Source organism: Falsiroseomonas tokyonensis, assembly GCF_019024325.1.
In the GTDB taxonomy this organism is placed as follows: domain Bacteria; phylum Pseudomonadota; class Alphaproteobacteria; order Acetobacterales; family Acetobacteraceae; genus Falsiroseomonas; species Falsiroseomonas tokyonensis.
On record NZ_JAFNJS010000001.1, the window covers coordinates 1,032,479 to 1,055,532 of the forward strand.

Consider the following 23,054-nt stretch of genomic DNA (forward strand, 5'->3'; position numbering starts at 1 on the left):
GCTGTCCCGGATCCACCGGGCCATCTAGCCAGGCCGGGGCGTACCGGCCCTCCCGCGACAAGAGGCCGAACCACGCCATGCGCGACAAGGGCGAATACCTTTTCACGTCCGAGAGCGTCTCCGAAGGCCACCCGGACAAGGTGGCGGACCGCATCTCGGATACCGTGCTCGACGCCTACCTCTCGGCCGACCCCTATTCCCGCGTGGCCTGCGAGACCCTGGTCACCACCAACCGGGTGGTCCTGGCCGGCGAGACGCGCGGCCCGGGCAGCGTCACCCCCGAGCTGCTGATGCACCTGACGCGGATGGCGATCCGCGACATCGGCTATGAGCAGGATGGCTTCCACTGGCAGAATGCCAGCGTGGAGTGCCATCTGCACGCCCAGTCCGCGCATATCGCGCAGGGCGTGGACGCGGCCGGCAACAAGGATGAAGGCGCCGGCGACCAGGGCATCATGTTCGGCTATGCCTGCACCGAGACGCCGGAGCTGATGCCGGCGCCGCTGTACTACGCCCACCTGATCCTGCGCCGCATCAGCGAGATGCGCCGCGCCGGCGACCTGGCCGTGGCCGGCCTGCTGCCGGACGCCAAGTCCCAGGTGACGCTGCGCTACATCGACGGCAAGCCGGTGGGCGCGACCAGCGTGGTGGTCTCGACCCAGCACGAGGAACGCCTCGACCAGGCCGAGATCAAGCGGATGATCCGCCCGATCATCGAGAGCAGCCTGCCCAAGGGCTGGATGTGCCCGGACAACGAGCTGTATGTGAACCCGACCGGCACCTTCGTCATCGGCGGGCCGGATGGCGACTGCGGCCTGACCGGGCGCAAGATCATCGTCGACACCTATGGCGGCGCGGCGCCGCATGGCGGCGGCGCCTTCAGCGGCAAGGACCCGACCAAGGTCGACCGCTCGGCCGCCTATGCGGCGCGCTATGTCGCGAAGAACGTCGTGGCCTCCGGCCTCGCCGACAAGTGCACCATCCAGGTGAGCTACGCCATCGGCGTCTCCAAGCCACTGTCGGTCTATTTCGACCTGCACGGCACGGGCAAGGATGTGGACGAGGCGAAGCTGGCCAAGGTGATGGACGGCCTGGTGAACCTCTCCCCGCGCGGGATCCGGGAGCATCTGCACCTGAACCGCCCGATCTACGCGCCGACCAGCGCCTATGGCCATTTCGGCCGCACGCCGGATGCGGAGAAGGGCACCTTCACCTGGGAGAAGACGGACCTCGCCGACGAGATCCGCCGCGCCTTCAACCGGTAATTTTCGGCCGGCCCGCGCCGTGGCGTGGGCTGTTCCTGTCTGATTGGGCGGCGGGCGCAGGCCCGTCGCCCCTTTTCGTTTTGAGGCCCTTTTCATGACCGCAGACCGCCCCCCATTGGCCGAGGGCGTGCCGGACCGGCTTTATGGCCGCCAGCGCGGCCACAAGCTGCGGCCGCGCCAGCAATTGCTGCTGGACGCCACCCTGCCGCGGCTGCGCCTGCTGCCGGAACAGGCCGCCGACCCGCTGGCCGCCTTCGGCATGCCAGGCGCCAAGCTGTGGCTGGAGGTGGGTTTCGGCGGCGGAGAGCACGCGCTGGAGCAGCACCGCGCCCATCCGGAGGTGGCCTATATCGCTTCGGAAGTGTTCGAGAACGGGCTGTGTTCCCTGCTGACCCGGCTGGTGCCGGATGGTGGGGAAGCCACCGCCCCGCTGCCGCCCGGCCTGAAGCTGTGGCCACAGGATGCCCGCCACCTGCTGGGCCTGCTGCCGGAGGGGGCGCTCGACCGGCTGATGCTGATGTTCCCCGACCCCTGGCCGAAGTCCCGGCATTCCAAGCGCCGCTTCGTGCATCCGGAGATGCTGCCGCTGGTCGCCCGCGTGCTGCGCCCCGGCGGCGAATGGCGCATCGCCAGCGACGACCCGACCTACCAGGCCTGGGTGACGGAGGTCTTCGCCGACCAGGCGTTGTTCGCCCTGGCCGAGCGCCACACCACCCGCCCCGAAGGCACGCCGGGCACCCGCTACGAGGCCAAGGCGGTGCGGGCCGGGCGGCAGCCGATCTGGTGGGTCTTCGTCCGGCGCTGACGTGCCCACCGACCCCTCGCATCAGCCGCTTCGGCGGCGCCGGCGCAGCAGCAGGCCCAGGCCCATCATGCCGGTCCCGACCAGAGCGAGCGAAGCCGGTTCGGGCACCGCCACGACGCGCCTCGCGACCGTCAGATGCGCGACATCCTCCGAGAATTTGCCGGGGGGCAGCTCGAAGGGCGGGTTGAAGAAGGGGGTGGTCCAGACCCCCTCGGCGAACAGCTCGTTCAGCAGGAAGGCGGTCAGGTTCGTGCCCGGCCCGTCCTTGAAGACCAGGATGTAGTCGAACATCGCGAAATCGACATTGCTGACGGACCAGCTGCCGAACTGCCCGGTGCTGGCCGAATCCGTCAGCACCGTCTGGCCGTTATCCTGCCAGTCGGCGAAGCCGAAGAAGCCCGCCGCGTTGACGTTGGCGATCTCCGCCACATTGCCGGCGTCGGCCGGCGTCAGATACTGGCAGGCGCTGGCTGCGGATTGCGTGCCGGCCAGGTTCTCGACCTGGGCACCAAAATCCGAGATGTAGAGGGGCGGGCACGCAACCAGGCCCGCCGCCGCGGGCTTCGTCATCAACAGGGCCGCGCCGAGCGCCACTGCCAGCACGCCTAGACCTTGACCGCTACGCTTCGTCATCTCCGTCTCCACATGCTGTGATGGGATCGCAGACCAAGGCTCCGCAGACGGGGATCAAGCAACTGCAGTGCCAACGTTGCGAATCAACAACTTGCTGATTGACCTGGGCTCGGATGGCGGCGTGTTGTGAATTCTGCCGACAGGCTGGGGCCGCACGGCTGCGTCGGATGCGCCAGACCTTGCGGAGGCCGAGGATCGGACATATACTCAGACCACGAGATCGCTTTCCGACGTGTCCGGGAGGTGGCCCCTAACCGGGCCGCCTTTTTTGTTGGCCGCTCCCCGGCCCCCGGCCTCGTCGGCCTGGAACCGACCCAATGGACGACGACCAACCCCATCACGAGGGCCTCGAGGCCCGCATCGCGGCCTCCATCCTGCCGACCCTCGGCCAGCTGGGCTACGAGCTTGTGCGCGTGCAGGTCAGCGGCAAGGAACGGCCGGTGGTGCAGATCATGGCCGATCGCATCGACGAGGCGACCTTCCGCGTCGAGGATTGCGAGATCATCAGCCACGCCGTCGGCGCCGTGCTGGATGTGGAGGATCCGATCCGCAGCGAATGGTCGCTGGAGATTTCCTCCGCCGGCATCGACCGCCCGCTGACCCGCGCCAAGGACTGGAACCGCTACGCCGGCCAGCTCGCCACGGTGGATCTCCAGGTGCCGCAGGACAATCGCCGCCGGCTGCGCGGCATCGCGCTCGGCGCCGATGCGACCGAGGCGCGGATCCGGCTGGAGGATGGCACGGAGGTGGTGGTGCCGCGCGGCAATATCCGCCGCGCCAAGCTGGTGCTGACCGATGCGCTGATCGAACACAGCGCGGCGCTGGCCGCCGTCGCCGATGCCCGCCGCGCGGCGCTCGAGCCGCCGGTCGTGGACGATGATTCCGCTGAAGCGCCGGAGGTGGAGGAGGAAGCTCCCCCCGCCCCCAAGCGCCGCTCAACCCCGAAGAGGAACTGACGCCATGGCGATGGATGTCGCGATCGCGCGCCCGGAACTGCTGCTGGTGGCGGATGCCGTCGCCCGCGAGAAGATGATCGAGCGCGACGAGGTGCTCGAGGCGATGGAGCAGGCCATCCAGAAGGCCGGCCGCGCCAAGTACGGCCATGAGAAGGACATCCGGGCCGTCATCGACCGCAAGAGCGGTGAGGTGAAGCTCTCCCGCTGGACCGAGGTGGTGGACGCCGAGCCGGTTGAGAACGAGGCGACGCAGCTTTCGCTCCGCATCGCCCAGAAGATCAAGCCGGGCATCAAGACCGGCGAGTTCATCATCGACCCGCTGCCGCCGATCGATTTCGGCCGCATCGCCGCCCAGACCGCCAAGCAGGTGATCGTGCAGCGGGTGCGGGAGGTGGAGCGCAGCAAGCAGTACCACGAATACAAGGACCGCGTCGGCGAGATCATCAACGGCGTCGTCAAGCGCACCGAATATGGGAACCTGATGGTCGAGCTCGGCAAGGCCGAGGCCCTGCTGCGCCGCGACGAGACCATCCCGCGCGAGGCTTTTCGGAATGGCGACCGCGTGCGCGCCTATATCTATGACGTGCGCGAGGAACCCCGCGGGCCGCAGATCTTCCTGTCACGCACGCATCCCGGCTTCCTCGCCAAGCTGTTCGCGCAGGAGGTGCCGGAAATCTACGACGGCATCATCGAGATCAAGGCGGTGGCGCGCGATCCGGGCTCCCGCGCCAAGATGGCCGTGATCTCGCGCGACAGCAGCATCGACCCCGTCGGCGCCTGCGTCGGCATGCGCGGGTCGCGCGTGCAGGCGGTGGTGCAGGAGCTGCAGGGCGAGAAGATCGACATCATCCCCTGGTCGCCCGACCAGGCGACCTTCATCGTCAATGCGCTGGCGCCGGCCGAGGTCACCAAGGTGGTGCTCGACGACGATGCGCGGCGCGTCGAGGTGGTGGTGCCGGACGACCAGCTTTCGCTGGCCATCGGCCGCCGCGGCCAGAATGTGCGTCTTGCATCTCAGCTCACGCGTTACGATGTGGATATCCTGACGGAGGCCGAGGAATCGGAGCGCCGCCAGGAAGACTTCCGGAAGCGCAGCGGCCTGTTCGTCGAGGGCCTCGACGTGGATGACGTCATCGCCGGGCTGCTGGTGACCGAGGGCTTCGGTTCGATCGAGGACATCATCAATGTCGACGACGAGGAACTCGCCGAGATCGAGGGCTTCGACGAGAATGTCGCCGCCGAGCTGAAGCGCCGCGCCCAGGCCTTCCTCGACAAGCGCGAGGGCGAGCTGGACGAGAAGCGCCGCGAACTGGGCGTGGAGGATGCGGTCGCCGAGGTTGGCGGCTTCTCCGCCGCCATGCTGGTGGCGCTGGGCGAGAAGGGCGTGAAGTCGCTGGAAGACCTGGCGGATCTCGCGGGTGATGAACTCGTGGAAATCCTCGGTACGGATGCGGTGGATGAGGAGACGGCGAATGCCGTGATCCTCGCGGCCCGTCAGTCCGCCGGCTGGTTCGGCGACGAGGATGTGGTCGGCGCGATGGCCGCGCAGAACGGCGAATACGACTACGCCGAGGGCGAGGAAGCGGGTGACGCGGAGGCGGTCGAGGAGGCCGAGGCCGGCGACGCCCAGGCGGAACCGGCGGGGGAACCCGATGGGGAACAAGACGACGCAGCCCGGACCTGACCTGAGGCCAGCCTTTCCGCTGGAGAATCCGCAGGGCTTCGCGCCGCAGGGCGTGCCCGCGGATCCCAGGGAGGAAGCCGAGGCGGCGGAGGAGCCGGAGACGGGTCCGCTGCGCCGATGCCTGGTGACGCGGGAGCGCCTGCCGAAGGAGGCGATGCTGCGCTTCGTGCTGTCGCCGGACCGGGAAGTGGTCCCCGACCTGAACGCAAGGCTGCCCGGCCGGGGAATGTGGTTGAGCGCCCGGGCCGATGTGATAGAACGTGCCGCGACCCGTGGGGCCTTTGCGAAGGCCGCGCGTGGTTCGGTGCACGTGCCCCCCGACCTTCGCGCGCGGATCGAGACCGGCCTGCATGGGCGGGTCCGCGACCTCGTCGGCTTGGCGCGGCGCGCCGGGCAGGCGGTGAGCGGGTGGCAGGCAGCCCTGGAGTGGCTGCAGACGGGGCGTGCGGCGCTGCTGGTCCAGGCTTCGGACGGCAGCGCGGCGGAACGGGCCCGGTTGGTCGGGCTCCGGCAGGTGCCAGCGGTGACCCCGCTGACCGGCGCGGAGCTTGGGGCGCTGTTCGGTCGTGACCGGGCAGTGCATGTTGCGGTGGCGCCAGGGAAACTGGCGCTGGCGATCGCGGCGGAAGCCGCACGGCTCGCGGGTGTCGCCACCGCAGCCGACAGCAAGGGCAGCGCGCCGATACGGGGGGTTCCTCCGGCGCCGCCCTAGGCGGACCGCCCCCCGGCGGCGACCGGGGAACGTCCTTCGGCCCTTGGGCTGTGGGACATGATCGCTGCGCTCCGCGGTTTCGGGGTGTGGTACCGACTTCACCCGCGCTCGCGCGGAAGCACAGGGTGCCGCGTTTACTGCGCGGCTGGACATGACGGACGAAAGATCAGGTTCGGATCGGCGGATGAGCGACCAGAACGACCAGGATGCGGCCAAGGGCCGGCTTTCCCTCCGACCGGGGGGGCGCCTGGAGCTGGGCAAGACGGTGGATGCTGGCAGCGTGCGCCAGTCCTTCAGCCATGGGCGCAGCAAGGTCGTGCAGGTCGAGGTGCTGAAGAAGCGCGTCGCGGCCCCGGCCGCGGCGGCCCAGGCCAAGCCCGGCCTGGCCGCGCCGGCCGCGGCCGGGCCTCGCCCGGCTGGCGGCGCGCCGCGCCCGGCGGGGACCAGCCCGGCAGGCAAGCCGCCCGCCGCGGCGGGCCGCCCGCTGACACAATCGGAACTCGCCACCCGCCAGCGGGTGCTGGAGGAGCAGCGGCGCGCCGAGGCGCAGCGGCAGCGGGAGGAGCGCGAGCGCCAGGCGCTGCAGGTCCGCTCCGCCGCCGAGGAAGCCGCGCGCCGCGCCGAGGAAGATCGCCGCCGCGCCGAGGAGGAGGAGCGCCTGGCCGCCGAGGAGGCGCGCCGCGCCGCCGAGGAAGCCCGTCGCGCCCCGCCGCCGCCCGCGGTGGAGGAGGAGCATGAGGAGCCGGCGCCCGCCCCGGTGCAGGCCGAGGCCCCGCAGCAGGCGGAGCCCGCCCGCGCCGAGGCGCCGGTGCCGCCCCGCCGTGCCGAGGCCCCGGCCGCGCGCGCCGCGGATCCGGCGCCGCGTCCGGCCGGCCGCCCGGCCATGCCGGTGCCGCCGCGCCCGCTGGCCCCGCCGCTGCGCACCGGCCGCCCCGGCCCGGTGCCGACGGCGCTCGGCGCCCGGCGCCCGGCGCCCAACCCCGCCGCGCCCCAGGCCGCCGGTGCGCCCGGTGCCGTGGCCGGCGCCAAGCCTGCCGCCGCCCCGGCCAGCGATACGCCCGCCGCCAAGCTGACGCTGAAGGCGCGCGCGCCGATGGCGGAGGATGAGGAGGCGCCGCGCGGTGCCGTCCGCCGCCCGGGCATGCCCGGCCCGGCTGGCGCCGTGAAGAAGGCGGTCATGCCGCCGGCCAAGAAGTCCCTGGTGCCGGGCGGCGATCGTCGCCGCGACGGCCGCATCGACGTCTCCGCGGCGATCGAGGGCGAGGATGAGCGCACGCGCTCCATCGCCTCCGTCCGCCGTGCCCGTGAGCGTGAGCGCCGCCAGCAGGAGCTGGCGCGCCTGCGCAGCGGTGCGGAGCGCGTGGTGCGCGACGTGGTGGTGCCGGAAGCGATCACCGTGCAGGAACTGGCGAACCGCATGGCCGCGCGTGGCGGCGAAGTGGTGAAGGCCCTGTTCCGCATGGGCGTCATGGCCACGCTGACCCAGTCGATCGATGCCGATACCGCCGAGCTGGTGGTGCAGGAATTCGGCCACCGCGTCCGCCGCGTGGCGGAAGGCGATGTCGAGATCGGCCTGGAAGGCGAGGTCGACGCCGATACGGACATGCTGCCGCGGCCGCCCGTGGTCACCATCATGGGCCATGTCGACCACGGCAAGACCAGCCTGCTGGACGCGCTGCGCAAGGCCGATGTGGCGGCGCGCGAGGCCGGCGGCATCACCCAGCATATCGGCGCCTATCAGGTGACCGTGCCGGGCGGCCAGAAGGTCACCTTCATCGATACGCCGGGCCACGCGGCCTTCACCGCCATGCGCGCCCGCGGCGCCAGCGTGACCGACATGGTCGTGCTGGTGGTGGCGGCCGATGACGGCGTGATGCCGCAGACGATCGAGGCGATCAACCACGCCAAGGCGGCCAACGTGCCGATCATCGTGGCGATCAACAAGATCGACAAAGCCGGCGTGCGGCCCGAGCGCGTGAAGCAGGAACTGCTGCAGCACGAGATCGTGGTGGAAAGCCTGGGCGGCGAGACGCAGGAGATCGAGGTCTCCGCCACCCAGAAGCTGAACCTGGACAAGCTGCTGGAAGCGATCTCGCTGCAGGCGGAAATCCTCGACCTGCGGGCCAATCCGGACCGCGCGGCCGAGGGCACCGTCATCGAAAGCCGGCTGGACCGCGGGCGTGGCCCGGTGGCCACCGTGCTGGTGCAGAAGGGCACGCTGAAGACCGGCGACATCGTCGTGGCCGGTGCCGAATGGGGCAAGGTTCGCGCCATGCTCGACGACAAGGCCCGCCAGGTGAAGGAGGCCGCGCCCTCCCTGCCTGTCGAGATCCTGGGCCTGTCGGGCGTCCCCACCGCCGGCGAGAATTTTGTTGCCGTGAAGGACGAAACCCAGGCCCGCGAAATCTCGGAGTTCCGGACTCGGAAACTGCGGGAGAAGCAGGTCGCCGCCGTCTCCGCCGGCCGGGGCAGCCTGGTCGACATGCTGGCCCGCATCCAGGCGGGCGCGCAGAAGGAAGTGGCCGTCGTCGTCAAGGCCGATGTGCAGGGCTCGGCGGAAGCCATCGCCGTCACGCTCGGCAAGCTCGGCAATGACGAGGTGCGGGTACGCATGCTGCATTCGGCGGTCGGCCAGATCACCGAAAGCGACATCCAGCTGGCCAAGGCGTCCAACGCCGTCATCGTCGCCTTCAATGTCCGCGCCACCACCCAGGCGCGCGACCTGGCGACGCGGGACGGCGTGGAGATCCGCTACTACTCCATCATCTACGAGGTGGCGGACGACATCGAGGAGCTGGTGCGCGGCAAGCTGGCGCCGGTGCAGCGGGAGAAGTTCCTGGGCTATGCCCAGATCCTGCAGGTCTTCGAGGTCAAGCGCATCGGCAACGTGGCGGGCTGCCGCGTGACGGAAGGCGTGGTGAAGCGCGGCTGTGGCGTGCGCCTGCTGCGCGACGGCGTCGTCATCCACCAGGGCGAGCTCAGCACGCTGCGCCGCTTCAAGGATGACGTGAAGGAAGTGACCAACGGCTACGAGTGCGGCATGTCCTTCGCCAACTACAACGACATCCGCGTCGGCGACCAGATCGAGTGCTACGAGACCGAGACGGTCGCCGGCACGCTCTGACGCCAGACCAGCCGCAGGATGGGGGGCGCGGCAGAGATGCCGCGCCCTTTCTCTTTCAGGAATTGACCCAGATGGCCCGCAAGAGCCGTGACGCCGAGGCCCCGCGGCGCGACAGCCGAGTCCCCAAGCCTGCCCCGCGCAAGGGCGGCGCGGAGGGGCCGAGCCAGCGCCAGCTGCGCGTGGCGGAAGAAATCCGCCATGCCCTGTCCGCCATTTTTGCGCGCGAGGAGTTCCGGGATCCGGACCTCTATGACCTGAAGGTGACGGTGACGGAGGTTCGCGCCTCCCCGGACCTGCAGCACATGACGGCCTTCGTCAGCGGGCTGGGGCGCGACCTGTCGCCGGCGCAGCTGGGCGGGCTGAAGCGCATCCAGCCCTTCCTGCGCAGCCAGGTGGCCAAGGCGGTGCGGCTGCGCACGGCGCCGGAGCTGCATTTTCAGCCGGACACCGCGCTCGATTACGCCATGCATATCAGCAGGGTGATGCAGCAGCCGGTGGTCCAGCAGGACCTGGCCAAGCCGGTGGAATCACCCCCCGCGGGGACCGCGGAAAAGACCAGGGACGACGAAGAACCGTGAACCAGCCCAACCGCCACCGCCATCGTTCCAAGAAGCCGAAGGGCCGGGAGCTGGATGGCTGGCTGATCGTCGACAAGCCCTCCGGCATCGGCTCCACCGATGTGGTGAACAAGGTGAAGCGCGCCTTCGACGCGCAGAAGGCGGGGCATGGCGGAACGCTGGACCCGCTGGCGACCGGCCTGCTGCCGGTGGCCTTCGGGGCCGCGACCAAGACCGTCCCCTATGTGATGGACGGCACCAAGACCTACCATTTCACGCTGAAATTCGGCGAGGCGCGGGACACCGACGATGCCGATGGCGCCGTCATCGCCACCAGCGGCGTCCGGCCCACGGATGCCCAGATCGAGGCCGCGCTGCCCGCCTTCCGCGGCGATATCATGCAGGTGCCGCCGATCTATTCCGCCATCAAGATCGCCGGCGAGCGCGCCTATGACCTGGCCCGCGACGGCCAGGTGGTTGAAATGGCGGCCCGCCCGGCCAGGGTCGACCGCTTCGACCTGATCGGCCGGCCGGATGCCGACACCGCCATCTTCCATGTGGAATCCGGCAAGGGCGTCTATATGCGCTCCCTCGCCCGGGACGTGGCGAAGGCGGTGGGCTCGGTCGGGCATATCACCGCGCTGCGGCGCCTGCGCGTCGGCCCCTTCCGCATGGAACATGCGATTCCGCTGGACTCGCTGCTCGGAACGGGCGATACGCCTCCCCCTTCCCCGGACCTCCTGCTTCCGGTGACGACCGCGCTGGCCGACATCCCGGCACTGGCCGTTACCGCAGAGGAGGCCGCCCGCCTCTACCAGGGCCAGGCGATCAGCCTGGTGGACCTGATGGGGCGCGTTCCCCGTGAAGCCGATCCCGAAGGGGGCCTGCTGCGCGCGATGGCGGGGGAGCGTCTGCTCGGCCTGTGCCGGCTGGAGTCTGGTTGGATGCAGCCCGAGCGGCTGATCCAGCTGGAACCCGGGCAACAGCCTGGCGACGTGGCTTAACCCCGATCTGGAGGATATGCGATGTCGACGACCACCGAGCAGGCCGCTGCGCCTGCTTCAGCCCCTGCTGGCAAGCCCACCGTGAAGATCATTGCGGCCACGGACAACGCGGCCCGCGCCGCGCTCATCAAGGAATACGCCACGAAGCCGGGCGATACGGGCAGCCCGGAGGTTCAGGTCGCCCTGATCTCCGCCCGCGTCGCCATGCTGACGGAGCACCTGAAGGCCCACCCGAAGGACTTCCACAGCCGTCGGGGCCTGCTGGTGCTGGTTGGCCAGCGCCGTGGCCTGCTGGACTATCTGAAGAAGAAGGACCGCACGCGCTACGAGACGCTGATCGGCCGCCTCGGCCTGCGTCGCTGATCGCAGCGCAGCTTTCGCGCTGAATGGGGCGGACCTTCCGGGGTCCGCCCCATTTGCGTTTCAGGCCCCTATTTCAGGCCCGGATCCAGGTCTCGGAAAAGGCCAGCATGGCGGTGCTGATGCGCTGGCCGGCGATCTCGCGCGGGATGGGCGCGCCGGGGCGGCGCTGGCCGTTCACGGTGACGGTGGCCGTCTCGCAGCCGACGAAGACGGTCGGCATGTGGTGGCGCCCGGTGGCGGATTGCGCGGGCGGCAGTGCGAAGCAGAAGGGCTTGCCCAGGCCGCTCCATTCCAGCGCCACCGTCAGGGGGCCGGCCGTCACCGTCTCGCTGTAATCGGTGCTGGCATCGCCGCCCGTGGCGACGCTGTCGAGCGGCCGGTAGCGCAGGCTGCGCAGTCCGGCCAGGCCGCGCCAGGCGCCGAAGTGCGCGACGTAGTTTGCCACCAGCCAGCGGGCCAGCGGTTCATTGTCCGTAAGGCAGACATTGCCCTCATCCTCGGCCTGCGGCGCCTGTAGCAGCACCAGGGCCAGGCCCCTTCCATGCGGGGACAGGACGACGCGGAAGAAGGAGGCCAGGGTGGTGAAGGGGCCGGCGGGGTCGGTCTTCAGTGAAATGCCCGGATTCTCACCGGACCATTCGACCTCGCCCGGAAACAGCAGCGTCTGGCTCATCTCTCGTCCCTCCCTTTGCCGGGAGAGACTGCGGGCAGGCGCCGGAAACAGCAACGCCGCACGCCGGGTTTCCCCGACGCGCGGCGCTGGTCACGTCAGCCGACCGTTGAGGTCAGACGCGGTTCTTGCCGTCGATCATGTCGCGCGCGGCGTCCTTGGTCTCGCCGACCGCCTTCTGGGTCTTGCCCTTGGCGACGTCCAGATGGCCCTCGGCCTCCAGGCGCTCATTGCCGACGGCCTCGCCGACCGTCTTCTTCACTTCGCCCTTGGCCTCGTTGAGGGCGCCCTTGATGCGATCCTTGTCCATAGCGCTTCTCCTATCGGGGGCCCGGCCTGATCGCCGGGCTTCGGGGATAGAACGCGCATCGCAAGGACCGGTTCGCGCCGAAACCAACTGTTACCGTGACACCTCGGCGAGAGCCGCATCCACCGCATCGCCGAAGCGGTCGACGATGGCGTCGATATCGGCGGCGGTGGCGATATAGGGCGGCGCCAGCAGCACATGGTCGCCCTGGCGGCCATCGATGGTGCCGCCCATAGGGTAGCACGCCAGGCCACGCGCATAGGCCGCCTGCTTGATGCGGTCGTGCAGCTTCAGGGCCGGATCGAAGGGCGCCCTGGTGGTGCGGTCGGCCACGAATTCGGCGGCCCAGAACAGGCCGCGGCCGCGGATCTCGCCGACATGGCGGTGGTTGCCGAGGCGCTCCACCAGCCGCGCCTCCAGCAGCGCGCCCATGGCCTGCACATTCTCCAGCAGCTGCTCCTCCCGGATCACCCGCTGCACGGCCAGTGCGGCGGCGGCGGCCATGGGATGGGCCTGGTAGGTATGGCCGTGCATGAAGGCGCCGGATCCGTCGCGCAGCGCCTCCATCACACGGCGATTGGCCAGGATGCCGCCGATCGGCTGGTAGCCGCCACCCAGGCCCTTCGCCACCACCTGGATGTCGGGGGTGACGCCTTCCTGTTCCCAGGCATGCATGGTGCCGGTGCGGCCCATGCCGCACATCACCTCATCCAGGATGAGCAGCGCGCCATGCCGGTCGCAGACGGCGCGCATGGCGGCAAAGTAGCCGGGCAGGGCGGTGACGCAGCCGAGGGTCGCGCCGACCACCGGCTCCGCGATGAAGGCGATGACGTTTTGCGGGCCCAGGCGCTGAAATTCCGCCTCCAGCTCCGCCGCCAGGCGGGCGACGTAGTCGGCATCCGATTCGGCGGGGCCGCGGTCGCGATAGGCGTAGCAGGGCGCAACATGGGTGAAGGCGTCCGACAGGATCGGCTGGTAGATCGCGCGCCGCATGGCATTGCCGCCGGCCGCCAGCGCGCCGAGCGTATTGCCGTGATAGCTCTGCCGCCGCGCGATGTATTTCTGGCGGTTCGGCTGGCCGATCTCGCAGAAATACTGGCGGGAAAGTTTGAGGGCGGCCTCCATCGCCTCGGAGCCGGAGGAGCACAGGTAAAGCTGCGTCAGGCCGCCGGGCTCGCCCTCCAGCACCAGGTCGGCCAGCGCCTCCGCGCTCTCGCAGGAATAGAGGGCGGTATGGGCATAGGTTAGCCGGTCGAGCTGCGCGCGCATCGCCTCCAGCACGCGGGGATGGCCATGGCCGAGGCAGGCGACGGCCGCGCCGCCGGAGCCATCGATGATGGTCTTGCCGTTCGAGTCATGGAGGAAGATGCCCTCGCCACGCAAAGCGAGGGGCGGGTCCTGCCGCAGGTTGCGCTGGACCAGGTGGCTACGCATGGGCGGGCTCTCCGGCGAGTGCGATGCAGGCGAAGGCGACGCGGGCTTCCGTGGGCACGCCGAAGCGGGCGGTGTGGCGCGCCGGCAGGCCGTTCGGGAAGTGTCTTACATACTCGGCATTGAGCGCGGCGTAGTCGGCGGGGTCGGTGATCAGCATGGTCATCTGCACCACACGGTCCAGGCTGCTGCCGGCCGATTCGAGAATGGCCGAGACCTTGGCCAGCGCGTTCCGAACCTCCTCCGCCGGCGTTGCGCCGCGATGCACGCCCTTCGCCGGGTCGTGCGGCGCGGAATGGCCGGAGACGAAGACCAGCCCGCCGGCGCGCGTCGCCTCGCTGAAGGGGCGGGGGGAGCCGGCAGGCGGCGGGCCGAGAAATTCGATCATGGACTGGTCAGCATCCCCACCACCGCCCCCGTCATGCAGCAGGCGATCGTCGCCGCCCCCAGCGCCGGCAGGCCGAGCTTCACGATATCCGCGCGGCGTTCCGGACACATCGCCACCATGCCGCCCAGCATGATGCCGACCGAGGCGAAGTTGGTGAAGCCGCAGAGCGCATAGGTCAGAATCAGCCGTGACCTTTCGCTCAGCCCCAGCCCGCCGGACTGCGCGAGTTCGAGATAGGCGACGAATTCGTTCACCACCGTCTTGGTGCCGAGCGAGGCGGCGACCGTCGCGGCGCTCTCGGCCGGGATGCCCATGGCATAGGCCAGCGGCCAGAACAGCACGGCGCAGATGTTTTGCAGCGTCAGCCCGGTCAGCGGCTCCAGCGCCATGTTCACCAGCGCGACCAGCGCCACGAAGACGATCAGCGTCGCCATGATGCCGAGCAGCAGGGTCAGCCCATCCTGCGTGCCGCGCACCAGCGCCTCCATCGTGCTGTCATAGAGGCGCGGCGCGGCGGCGGCCTGTTCCTCCGGCGCGGCGTCCGTGGGCAGGCGCGGGCGCATAAGCAGCGCCACCAGCACGGCGGCGGGGGCGGAGACCAGGCTGGCGGTCAGCAACTGGCCCGCCGCATCCGGCACCACGGGCGCAATGATCACCGCATAGACCACGAGCATATTGCCGGCGATGGTGGCGAGCCCCGCCGTCATCACCACGAAGATCTCGCTGATGGAAAGCCGCGCCAGCCAGGGGCGCACCAGCAGCGGCGCCTCCACCATGCCGACGAAGACATTGGCGGCGGTGGCGAAGCCGGCGGCGCCGCCGAGGCCGAAGGCGCGCGTCAGCAGCTTGGCCAGCGCCTCCACGATCACCGGGATGACGCGCCAGTGGTACAGCACCGCCGCCAGCGCGCCGACCACCAGCACCAGCGGCAGGCCCTGGAAGAACAGGATGAAGCCGGCGCCAGGGAAGGGTTCGGTGAAGGGCAGCGGGCCGCCGCCGAGATAGCCGAAGACGAAGCTGGTGCCGGCGCGGGTGGCGCTGGCCAGGGCGTTCACGGCGGAGCCGAGCAGGCCGAAGGCGGCGCGCAGCGCCGGGATGTGCAGAAGCGCGGCGGCGATCAGCACCTGCAGCCCCAGCCCCGCCACCACCACGCGCCAGGGCGTGCGCCGATGGAAGCCGCCGAGCGCCCAGGCCAGCGCCGTCAGTGCCAATAGGCCGAGGCCGGATTGGAGTTGCAGGGCGCTCATGCGGCGGACGCCCCTGCAGGCTGCCGAAGAAGCCCTCTCCCCCCAACGGGGGGGTTGGACGCATGCGTCCAACGGTGGGCGAGGGGGGAGTCGGCGCGCAGAACGGCCCCGCGAGCCGGGCGTGCCGCTTGATCGACCTCGTCCCCGCTTCTGCACGGCCCCCCCACCCCGCCGTCGGACGCATGCGTCCGACCCCCCCGTTGGGGGGAGAGGGCGTTGTTGGTGACCTCGCTGCCCTCCCTCACTCCGCCGCCCTCGCCACCGTTACCTCCGGAATATCCAGCGCCCGGATCGCCTCGCTGCGGCGGATGATCTTCTCGGCCGTGATCTCGATGTCCCGCACATCCTGCTGCATGTTCGCGAAATGGCCGCGCAGGGCGCCGATGCGGCGTTCGAGGCGGGCGGTGTCCTCCGCCAGCGCCTCCACCTCATGCCGGATGCGCCGCGCCTCATCCTGCAGCCGCGCGTCGCGCAGCAGGCCCCGCATGGTGTTCAGCACGGCCCAGAGGCTGGAGGGCCCCACGATATGCACGCCGCGCCGCGCGGCCTCGGCCACCAGATCCGGATGCGCGGCATGCAGCGTGGCGTGCACGGCCTCGGAGGGCAGGAACATCAGCGCGCCCTCCGCCGTCTCCCCGGGGATCAGATATTTCTGGGAGATATCGGCGACATGCTTGCGGATATCGGCGGTGAAGCGGCGCGTCGCGGCTACGCGCGCGGCGGCGTCCGGCGCGTCCTGCAGCGCGGCCCAGGCCTCCAGCGGGAACTTGCTGTCCACCGCGATCGGGCCGGGCGGGAAGGGCAGGCGGATCAGGCAGTCGCAGCGCGTGCCGTTGGACAGGGTGTGCTGCCAGGCGAAGCCGGAGGGCGGCAGCCGGTCCGAGACCAGGTCGCGCAGCTGCACCTCCCCCAGCGCGCCGCGGGCCTGCTTGTTGCCGAGCACGGCGGCCAGCGAGCCCACCTGGCTGCCCAGCGCCTCGATATTCTGGCGCGCGGCGTCGATCACCGACAGGCGCTGCTGGATGGCGGCCGCGCTCGCCTGGCTGCGCTCGGCGGCGGCATCCAGCCGGCTGCCCAGCGCGCGCTCCTGCTCCCGCATCCGCTCCTCGGAGAGGCGGGCGAGGCGGTCCTGGGCGGCGGCCAGCGCCTCCATCATCGCGCCCAGCCGCGCCAGATCCTCCCCCCGCCGGCCGCGCAGGGCGAGCATCAGCAGCAGCGCGGCGAGGCCCAGGGCGCCCCCGATGAGCGCAAGCGGCAGCCAGTCAGGCAGGGAAGGACCTTTCGCGAATCGGGAAGCGGGGCCGGAAGCTTGGCATCCCGCCGCGGCCGATGGCTATGCCGCCGCGAAGGCCCCGTCCGCGCCCATCACCATCAGCCGCCCCGTGGCCACGCCGAAATGCGCGCCGCGCAGGGCCAGCCGGCCTTCCGCCACCGCCTCCGCCAGCCAGGGGAAGGTCATCAGATTGGCCAGCGAGATGCGCACCGCCTCCAGCTCGCAGGCCTCCTGCGCCGCTTCCACCGGCAGGCATTCCAGCACGCGGCGGCGCGCTTCCGCGGCAATGCCCATCCAGACCGGCACGAAATCCCGTGCCTCCGGCGGGGCGCCGTGCAGCAGGGCGGTGATGCCGCCGCACATGGCGTGGCCCATCACCACCAGCTCGGAGACCCGCAGCACGCGCACGCCGAATTCGAGCGCCGCGCTGGTGCCGTGAAAATCGCTGTCGGGCGCGTAGGGCGGCACCAGGTTCGCCACATTGCGCACGACGAACAGCTCGCCCGGGCCCGCGCCGAAGATCACGGCGGGGTCCACGCGGCTGTCGGAGCAGGCGATGACCATGGTGTGCGGGCGCTGGCCGCGCGCCGCCAGCTCCTCGAACCGCGCGCGTTCCTGGGGCCAGGTCTCGGCGCGGAAGCGGCGGTACCCGTCGAGGAGCCTTTGCATGCTAGTGGCGGAAGTGCCGCATGCCGGTGAAGACCATGGCGAGGCCAGCCTTGTCGGCGGCCGCGATCACCTCCGCATCGCGCATCGACCCGCCCGGCTGGATCACCGCCGTGGCGCCGGCGGCCGCCGCCGTTTCCAGCCCGTCCGCGAAGGGGAAAAAGGCGTCGGAGGCGACGACAGAGCCCTCTGCCAATGGCCGGTCGAGGCCGGCCGCCTTGGCCGCGGCCTCCGACTTCCAGGCGGCAATGCGGGAGGATTCCACGCGGTTCATCTGCCCGGCGCCGATGCCGACGGTGGCAAGGGCCTTGGCATAGACGATGGCATTGGACTTCACATGCTTGCAGACGCGGAAGGCGAAGAGCAGGTCTTCCAGCTCCTGCTGCGTCGGCGCGCGCTGGGTCACCACCTTGAGATCGCCCAGCGTCACCCGCCCGGCATCGCGCGACTGCGCCAGGAAGCCGCCGGCAACCGACTTGAAGGTGCGCCCCGGCGCCGCCGGATCGGGCAGGGACCCGGTCAGCAGCAGCCGAAGGTTCTTCTTGCGGGCGAAGATGGCCCGCGCGGCGGCATCCGCATCGGGGGCGACCACCACCTCGGTGAAGATGGCGGTGATACGCTCCGCGGCCTCGGCGTCCAGCACCCGGTTGGCCGCCACGATGCCGCCGAAGGCGGAGACCGGGTCGCAGCGCAGCGCCGCATCCCAGGCCGCGCCCAGGCTCTCGGCTTCCGCCACCCCACAGGGATTGGCGTGCTTGACGATGACGATGGCGGGCTTGTCGAATTCCGCGACGCATTCGAAGGCGGCGTCGGTGTCGTTCAGGTTGTTGTAGGACAGTTCCTTGCCCTGGATCTGCGCGGCGGTCGCCAGGCCCGGGCGAAGGCTGCCATCGGTGTAGAAGCCGGCGCGCTGGTGCGGGTTCTCGCCGTAGCGCAGCGTCTGCCGCAGCAGGCCGGCGACCGCCAGGCGCTGGGGAAATTCCTCGCCATTCTCCCCGGCGAACCAGGTGCTGATGGCGGCGTCATAGGCGGCGGTGCGGGCATAGGCGGCCTGGGCCAGGCGCCGACGCAAGGCGAGGCTGGTGCCGCCATCGGCGAGCTCGGCCTGCACCTCCGCCAGCTGGCCGGGCTCGGTGATGACGACAACCGAGGCGAAATTCTTGGCGGCGGAGCGGATCATGGCCGGGCCGCCGATGTCGATATTCTCGATGCAGTCCTCGAAGGGCGCCGCTCGGGCGATCGTGGCCTCGAAGGGGTAGAGGTTCACCGCCACCAGGTCGATCGGCGCGATGGCGTGCTGTTCCATCTGCGCCAGGTGCTCGGGCAGGTCGCGCCGGCCGAGCAGCCCGCCATGCACCTGCGGCACCAGGGTCTTCACGCGGCCGTCCAGGATCTCGGGGAAGCCGGAATGCTCCGCCACGTCCTTTACCGGAATCCCGGCGATGCGCAGCGCCTGGGCGGTGCCGCCGGTGGAGAGGATCTCGGCCCCCTGGGCGGCCAGGACGCGGGCGAATTCGACGATTCCGGTTTTGTCGGAGACCGAGAGCAGGGCGCGTCGCACCGGGGTCTTGTCGGACATGGGAGGGGGACCTGGTTGCATATGGGGCGCGGTATGGACCCGCCGCAGTGCAGCATCAACCGATCCCCGTGCGCGGCTGCCCTGCGGCGCGATATTGCCCGGGCCGCGGCCACGGGTTACGCGCCCTTCATCACCCCGCAGGAGACGCCGCATGGACCAGGCCCCGATCGACACCGTCCGCGCCCGCTACGGCGCCGGCGCCGGCCCGGACCAGGCGCTGGAGGCGACCAACCCGGTGCTGGAGACGCTGCTGGGCCACCGCTCCATCCGCAGCTTCACCGACGAAAAGCTGGCGCCGGGCACGCTGGAGACGCTGGTGGCGGCGGCACAGTCCGCACCCACTTCGTCGAATCTGCAGGCCTGGTCCGTGGTGGCGGTGGAGGATGAGGCGCGGCGTAACCGGCTGGCCGATCTCTCGGGCCGGCAGGGCTTCATCCGCCAGGCGCCGCTGTTCCTCTGCTGGATCGCCGACAATTCCCGCCTGATCCGGCTGGGGGAGGCGCATCAGCGCAAGATGGAGGGGCTGGACTACCTGGAATCCTTCATGGTGGCGCTGGTGGATGCGGCACTCGCCGCGCAGAACGCGCTGGTGGCGGCGGAATCGCTGGGCCTCGGCACCGTCTATGTGGGGCAGCTTCGCCAGCATCCCGAAAAGGTCTCGGCCGAGCTTGGCCTGCCGCCGAACGCCTTTGCCTGCTTCGGCATGGCGGTGGGGCACCCGGCGGTGCAGGGCGCGGTGAAGCCCCGCCTGCCGCAATGCCTGGTGCTGCACCGGGAGCAGTATCGGGTGGCGGAGGAACAGGGCGCGATCGCCGGCTACGACCAGGCGCTGGGCGATTTTTCGGTGGCGCAGGGCATGGGCCAGCAGGACTGGACGCAGCGCATGATGAGCCGCGTCGGCACCGCGGCCGGGCTTTCGGGGCGGGACCGGATGCGGGATGCGCTGACGGCGCTGGGTTTCCCACTGAAGTAATTTGGCCGCCTCCGAAACGAGCAGGTGTGGCCAATATATAAAGATATCCTTATGAGTGGCGGGAAAGACTTGGCCCAGGGCGCCGCGCATGCTACGCGCCGCCTGCCAAGTCAGACGCGACCCAAAGGATCTTCCATGCCCGACGCCGCCGGCCAGGACTTCATCGTCAAGGACCTCTCCCTCGCCGCCTGGGGCCGCAAGGAGATCAACATGGCCGAGGACGAGATGCCCGGCCTGATGGCGGTGCGCGCCGAATACGGCGCCGCGCAGCCGCTGAAGGGCGCCCGCATCGCCGGCTGCCTGCACATGACCATCCAGACCGCCGTGCTGATCGAGACGCTGAAGCATCTCGGCGCCGATGTGCGCTGGTCCTCCTGCAACATCTTCTCCACCCAGGACCATGCCGCGGCCGCCATCGCCGCCGCCGGCACGCCGGTCTTCGCCGTCAAGGGTGAGACGCTGCCGGAATACTGGGACTATGTGCAGAAGACCCTGGAATGGGGCGATGGCGGCACGCCGAACGTGCTGCTGGACGACGGCGGCGACATGACGCTGCTGGTGCATTACGGCCTGCGCGCCGAGCAGGGCGACACCGCCTTCCTCGAGAAGCCGACCAATGAGGAAGAGGAAGTCTTCTACGCCCTCATCAAGAAGCTGGTGAAGACGAAGCCGGGCTGGTTCGCGCAGCTGGCGAAGTCCATCGTCGGCGTCTCTGAGGAGACCACCACGGGTGTGCACCGCCTGTACGTGATGGCCAAGGAAGGCAAGCTGCTGTTCCCGGCGATCAACGTGAATGACAGCGTCACCAAGTCGAAGTTCGACAACCTCTATGGCTGCCGCGAGTCGCTGGTGGACGCCATCCGCCGCGGCACCGACGTGATGATGGCCGGCAAGGTCGCGATGGTCGCGGGCTTCGGCGATGTGGGCAAGGGCTCCGCTGCCTCGCTGCGCAATGCCGGCTGCCGCGTGATGGTCTCCGAAGTCGATCCGATCTGCGCGCTGCAGGCGGCGATGGAGGGCTACCAGGTGGTGACCATGGAGGATGCCGCGCCGGTGGCCGATATCTTCGTCACCGCCACGGGCAATGTGGACGTCATCACCGCCGACCACATGCGCGCCATGAAGCACCGCGCCATCGTCTGCAACATCGGCCACTTCGACAGCGAGATCCAGGTCGCGGCGCTGCGCAACTACAAGTGGGACAATGTGAAGCCGCAGGTCGACGAGATCGAGTTCCCGACCGGCAAGCGCATCATCCTGCTCTCCGAGGGCCGCCTGGTGAACCTCGGCAACGCCACGGGCCACCCCTCCTTCGTCATGTCCGCGTCCTTCACCAACCAGACGCTGGCGCAGATCGAGCTCTGGGCGAATCCGGGCAAGTACGAGAAGAAGGTCTATGTGCTGCCGAAGCACCTGGACGAGAAGGTGGCCGCGCTGCACCTGGAGAAGGTCGGCGCCAAGCTGACCAAGATCACCAAGCAGCAGGCCGACTATATCGGCGTGCCGGAGCAGGGTCCCTTCAAGGCCGAGCAGTACCGCTACTGAGGCCGCAAGCCCTCCCCCGCCTGCGGGGGAGGGTTGGGTGGGCGCCGACGCCGCCCACCCGCTCCGTCCAAATCCCCTTGCATCATCCCCTGCGCTGGACGCAAATGCGGCACTTCCTGAACGAGGTTGCCGTCATGTGGGTCTGGGTTGTCATCGCCGCCTTGTTCCTGTTCCTGCTGGGCCGCTTCCTGCAGGAGAATGCCGCGACCACCCGGTCCCGCCCCGCGGCGCTGATCGGCACGCTGGCCGATGGCGCGGCGCTGGTGGCCCTGACCCTCGGTGTTTTCGGCCTGCTGGTGGCGCTGGTGCTCGGCGTGTTCAGCGGCCATGGGCCGCGCCTGGCCGGGGAAAGCCTGAATGCCACGCTGATCTGGAGCGGTGCGCTGATCGGCGCCGGGCTGCTGCTGCTGCTGGCCAGCGGCGGCATCCGCCGCCTGGGTGGCCGTGGCGCCCCGGCTCCCGCGATGCGCGCCGGCCACTGAGGGCTTATTCCAGCGCATTTTCCAAGCCGCCTTGCGAAGCCGCAAGGCTTGAAAATGCTTCAGGGCAGCGTCTGCAGCTGCCCCTGCACCACGCCGCGCCAGGGCGCCTCGGCCGGCGCATCGGCCAGCAGGGATTGCCAGATGCGACGGGCATTCTCCGCGCGGCCGGCGCGGGCCTCCGCCAGGCCTGACAGGAAGCGTAGCCGCGGCTCCTGCGGCGAGGAGCCCAGCGCGCGGGCGATGAGGGCGGCGGCGGCCTCGGTCTCGCCGCGCTCGATCTCCAGCTCCGCCAGGTCCCCGGCCAGTTCGCCGTCGAAGCGGGCCTCCAAGGCCTTGCGATAGGCTGCCGCGGCCTCCGCCAGCCGGCCGCGGGAGCGTTCGGCATTGCCGAGCAGGATCTGGCCCTGGCGGCCCATCTCGCTGGCGGGATCGAGCGCGGCGACGCGCGATCGCAGCATCTCCAGCATCCGGTCCTCGGCCTCCGCCATGCGCTGGCGCTCGGCGAAGGGCACCGCGGGCATGTCCGGCGTGCCGCGCACCAGATAGAGGCCCAGCGCCGCGGCGGGCAGCAGGAAGACCAGCGCGGCCAGCACCGCCGAGGTGCGCCCGGGCGTGCCGATATCCGAGGCGTCCCCGGGCGCGGAGAGGATGCGGCGCTGCACCTCCAGCCGCGCCGCCTGGTGCTGCGCGGCATCGAGGCGCCCAGCCTCCGCCTCCCGGTCCAGCTCCGCCAGCTGCGCCTGATACAAAGCGAGGTCCGCCTCCGCCCGCCCGCGCAGGCGGGAGGGGCGGATCAGCGCCCAGGCGAGCGGCGCCAGGGCCAGGACCGTGAGGCCGCCAAGCAAAAGCCAGATCACGCCCTGTTTCCGTCCTTGCCTTGGATGGCGGCCTCGATGTCCGCGAGGCGGCGCTGTTCCTCCGCGCTCAGTGGCGCGGGGGGCGGCACGCTGGCGGTGCCGCGGCGGGCGAGCAGGATCAGGCCGAAGCCCACCAGCAGCGCCACCAGCGGCGTCGCCCAGAGGATCAGCGTGTTCCAGGCGAAGGGCGGCCGCAGCAGCACGAAATCGCCGTAGCGGGCATGCAGGAAGTCCTTCACCTGGGCGTCACTGTCGCCGGCGGTGATGCGTTCGCGCACCAGCAGGCGCAGGTCGCGGGCCAGGCCCACCTCGCTGTCCTCGATCGACTGGTTCTGGCAGACCATGCAGCGAATCTCGCGGCCCAGCGCGCGGGCGCGTTCCTCCTGCGCCGTATCGGGCAGCATGTCGGCGGGGCTGGTCACCGCGGCCGCCGGCAGGGGCAGCAGCAGGACCAGGAGAAGCGCTATGCGGCCCGCGTAGCGGGCCGAGCGCGCGAGTGCGCGCCGCGCCCAGACGGTCCGTGCGGCTGGGAA

General features: G+C 70.4%; 23 protein-coding genes. 12 read left to right on the forward strand and 11 right to left on the reverse strand.

The window, feature by feature from the left end:
* The first annotated feature begins 77 nt into the window (after window positions 1-77).
* Together metK and trmB are read left to right on the forward strand one after the other, a co-directional pair.
* Entirely contained in the window at window positions 78-1,265 is a 1,188-nt protein-coding gene (metK, locus tag J3S20_RS04650) for a methionine adenosyltransferase (RefSeq protein WP_216835031.1), read from the forward strand.
* A gap of 94 nt (window positions 1,266-1,359) precedes the next feature.
* Window positions 1,360-2,070 carry a tRNA (guanine(46)-N(7))-methyltransferase TrmB gene (trmB, locus tag J3S20_RS04655; protein WP_216835032.1) on the forward strand — a complete coding sequence of 237 codons (711 nt, stop codon included), beginning with the start codon at window positions 1,360-1,362 and terminating at the stop codon, window positions 2,068-2,070.
* A gap of 21 nt (window positions 2,071-2,091) precedes the next feature.
* Here the strand turns inward: trmB and J3S20_RS04660 are convergent, their stop codons facing one another.
* Complete coding sequence (locus J3S20_RS04660; RefSeq protein ID WP_216835033.1) at window positions 2,092-2,703, reverse strand: PEP-CTERM sorting domain-containing protein; 612 nt, start codon at window positions 2,701-2,703, stop codon at window positions 2,092-2,094.
* 317 nt (window positions 2,704-3,020) lie between these two features.
* Between J3S20_RS04660 and rimP the strand changes: the two genes are divergently transcribed.
* From rimP to rpsO, 7 genes are all read left to right on the forward strand, one after another.
* Window positions 3,021-3,659: a ribosome maturation factor RimP gene (rimP, locus tag J3S20_RS04665; RefSeq protein ID WP_216835035.1), complete on the forward strand. Its 639-nt coding sequence runs from the start codon at window positions 3,021-3,023 to the stop codon at window positions 3,657-3,659.
* Window positions 3,660-3,669: 10 nt separating this feature from the next.
* Complete coding sequence (gene nusA, locus J3S20_RS04670) at window positions 3,670-5,343, forward strand: transcription termination factor NusA (protein WP_216835446.1); 1,674 nt, start codon at window positions 3,670-3,672, stop codon at window positions 5,341-5,343.
* A gap of 52 nt (window positions 5,344-5,395) precedes the next feature.
* Complete coding sequence (locus J3S20_RS04675; RefSeq protein WP_343215152.1) at window positions 5,396-6,055, forward strand: RNA-binding protein; 660 nt, start codon at window positions 5,396-5,398, stop codon at window positions 6,053-6,055.
* Window positions 6,056-6,239: 184 nt separating this feature from the next.
* Window positions 6,240-9,179, forward strand: a complete 2,940-nt coding sequence (gene infB, locus J3S20_RS04680) for a translation initiation factor IF-2 (RefSeq protein WP_216835040.1) — start codon at window positions 6,240-6,242, stop codon at window positions 9,177-9,179.
* Window positions 9,180-9,250: 71 nt separating this feature from the next.
* Window positions 9,251-9,757, forward strand: coding sequence for a 30S ribosome-binding factor RbfA (gene rbfA / locus J3S20_RS04685; protein ID WP_216835042.1), 507 nt, complete (start codon window positions 9,251-9,253; stop codon window positions 9,755-9,757).
* Window positions 9,754-10,740 carry a tRNA pseudouridine(55) synthase TruB gene (gene truB / locus J3S20_RS04690; RefSeq protein ID WP_343215153.1) on the forward strand — a complete coding sequence of 329 codons (987 nt, stop codon included), beginning with the start codon at window positions 9,754-9,756 and terminating at the stop codon, window positions 10,738-10,740. The genes rbfA and truB overlap by 4 nt, the downstream gene beginning before the upstream one ends.
* Before the next feature lie 90 nt (window positions 10,741-10,830).
* Window positions 10,831-11,103: a 30S ribosomal protein S15 gene (gene rpsO, locus J3S20_RS04695; protein ID WP_343215174.1), complete on the forward strand. Its 273-nt coding sequence runs from the start codon at window positions 10,831-10,833 to the stop codon at window positions 11,101-11,103.
* Between the two features lie 73 nt (window positions 11,104-11,176).
* On the opposite strand, the gene J3S20_RS04700 is transcribed toward rpsO, so the two are convergent.
* The 8 genes from J3S20_RS04700 to purH form a co-directional block, all read right to left on the reverse strand.
* A complete protein-coding gene (locus J3S20_RS04700) occupies window positions 11,177-11,776 on the reverse strand; it encodes a hypothetical protein (RefSeq protein ID WP_216835046.1) in 600 nt (199 codons plus the stop codon).
* A gap of 112 nt (window positions 11,777-11,888) precedes the next feature.
* Window positions 11,889-12,083: a CsbD family protein gene (locus tag J3S20_RS04705; protein ID WP_216835048.1), complete on the reverse strand. Its 195-nt coding sequence runs from the start codon at window positions 12,081-12,083 to the stop codon at window positions 11,889-11,891.
* A 90-nt stretch (window positions 12,084-12,173) separates the two neighbouring features.
* Window positions 12,174-13,514, reverse strand: coding sequence for an aspartate aminotransferase family protein (locus J3S20_RS04710; RefSeq protein WP_216835049.1), 1,341 nt, complete (start codon window positions 13,512-13,514; stop codon window positions 12,174-12,176).
* Complete coding sequence (locus tag J3S20_RS04715; protein ID WP_216835052.1) at window positions 13,507-13,899, reverse strand: RidA family protein; 393 nt, start codon at window positions 13,897-13,899, stop codon at window positions 13,507-13,509. Before J3S20_RS04715 ends, J3S20_RS04710 begins: the two co-directional genes overlap by 8 nt.
* Window positions 13,896-15,146, reverse strand: a complete 1,251-nt coding sequence (locus J3S20_RS04720; protein WP_216835054.1) for a NupC/NupG family nucleoside CNT transporter — start codon at window positions 15,144-15,146, stop codon at window positions 13,896-13,898. The genes J3S20_RS04715 and J3S20_RS04720 overlap by 4 nt, the downstream gene beginning before the upstream one ends.
* A gap of 241 nt (window positions 15,147-15,387) precedes the next feature.
* Entirely contained in the window at window positions 15,388-16,353 is a 966-nt protein-coding gene (locus J3S20_RS04725) for a DNA recombination protein RmuC (RefSeq protein WP_216835055.1), read from the reverse strand.
* A 126-nt stretch (window positions 16,354-16,479) separates the two neighbouring features.
* Window positions 16,480-17,088 (reverse strand): carbonic anhydrase, encoded by a 609-nt coding sequence (locus J3S20_RS04730; RefSeq protein WP_216835056.1) that lies wholly within the window; start codon window positions 17,086-17,088, stop codon window positions 16,480-16,482.
* A gap of 1 nt (window position 17,089) precedes the next feature.
* Window positions 17,090-18,664 (reverse strand): bifunctional phosphoribosylaminoimidazolecarboxamide formyltransferase/IMP cyclohydrolase, encoded by a 1,575-nt coding sequence (gene purH / locus J3S20_RS04735; RefSeq protein WP_216835057.1) that lies wholly within the window; start codon window positions 18,662-18,664, stop codon window positions 17,090-17,092.
* 151 nt (window positions 18,665-18,815) lie between these two features.
* On the opposite strand from purH, the gene J3S20_RS04740 reads away from it, so the two are divergent.
* From J3S20_RS04740 to J3S20_RS04750, 3 genes are all read left to right on the forward strand, one after another.
* Window positions 18,816-19,637: an NADPH-dependent oxidoreductase gene (locus J3S20_RS04740; protein ID WP_216835058.1), complete on the forward strand. Its 822-nt coding sequence runs from the start codon at window positions 18,816-18,818 to the stop codon at window positions 19,635-19,637.
* A 135-nt stretch (window positions 19,638-19,772) separates the two neighbouring features.
* A complete protein-coding gene (gene ahcY, locus J3S20_RS04745) occupies window positions 19,773-21,182 on the forward strand; it encodes an adenosylhomocysteinase (protein ID WP_216835060.1) in 1,410 nt (469 codons plus the stop codon).
* 104 nt (window positions 21,183-21,286) lie between these two features.
* Window positions 21,287-21,664: a hypothetical protein gene (locus J3S20_RS04750; protein ID WP_216835062.1), complete on the forward strand. Its 378-nt coding sequence runs from the start codon at window positions 21,287-21,289 to the stop codon at window positions 21,662-21,664.
* A gap of 59 nt (window positions 21,665-21,723) precedes the next feature.
* On the opposite strand, the gene ccmI is transcribed toward J3S20_RS04750, so the two are convergent.
* Both ccmI and J3S20_RS04760 read right to left on the reverse strand, forming a co-directional pair.
* The gene (gene ccmI, locus J3S20_RS04755; protein WP_216835064.1) at window positions 21,724-22,521 is read right to left on the reverse strand and encodes a c-type cytochrome biogenesis protein CcmI; all 798 of its coding nucleotides are present in this window, start codon (window positions 22,519-22,521) and stop codon (window positions 21,724-21,726) included.
* Complete coding sequence (locus tag J3S20_RS04760) at window positions 22,518-22,988, reverse strand: cytochrome c-type biogenesis protein (protein WP_343215175.1); 471 nt, start codon at window positions 22,986-22,988, stop codon at window positions 22,518-22,520. The genes ccmI and J3S20_RS04760 overlap by 4 nt, the downstream gene beginning before the upstream one ends.
* Window positions 22,989-23,054: the final 66 nt, after the last annotated feature.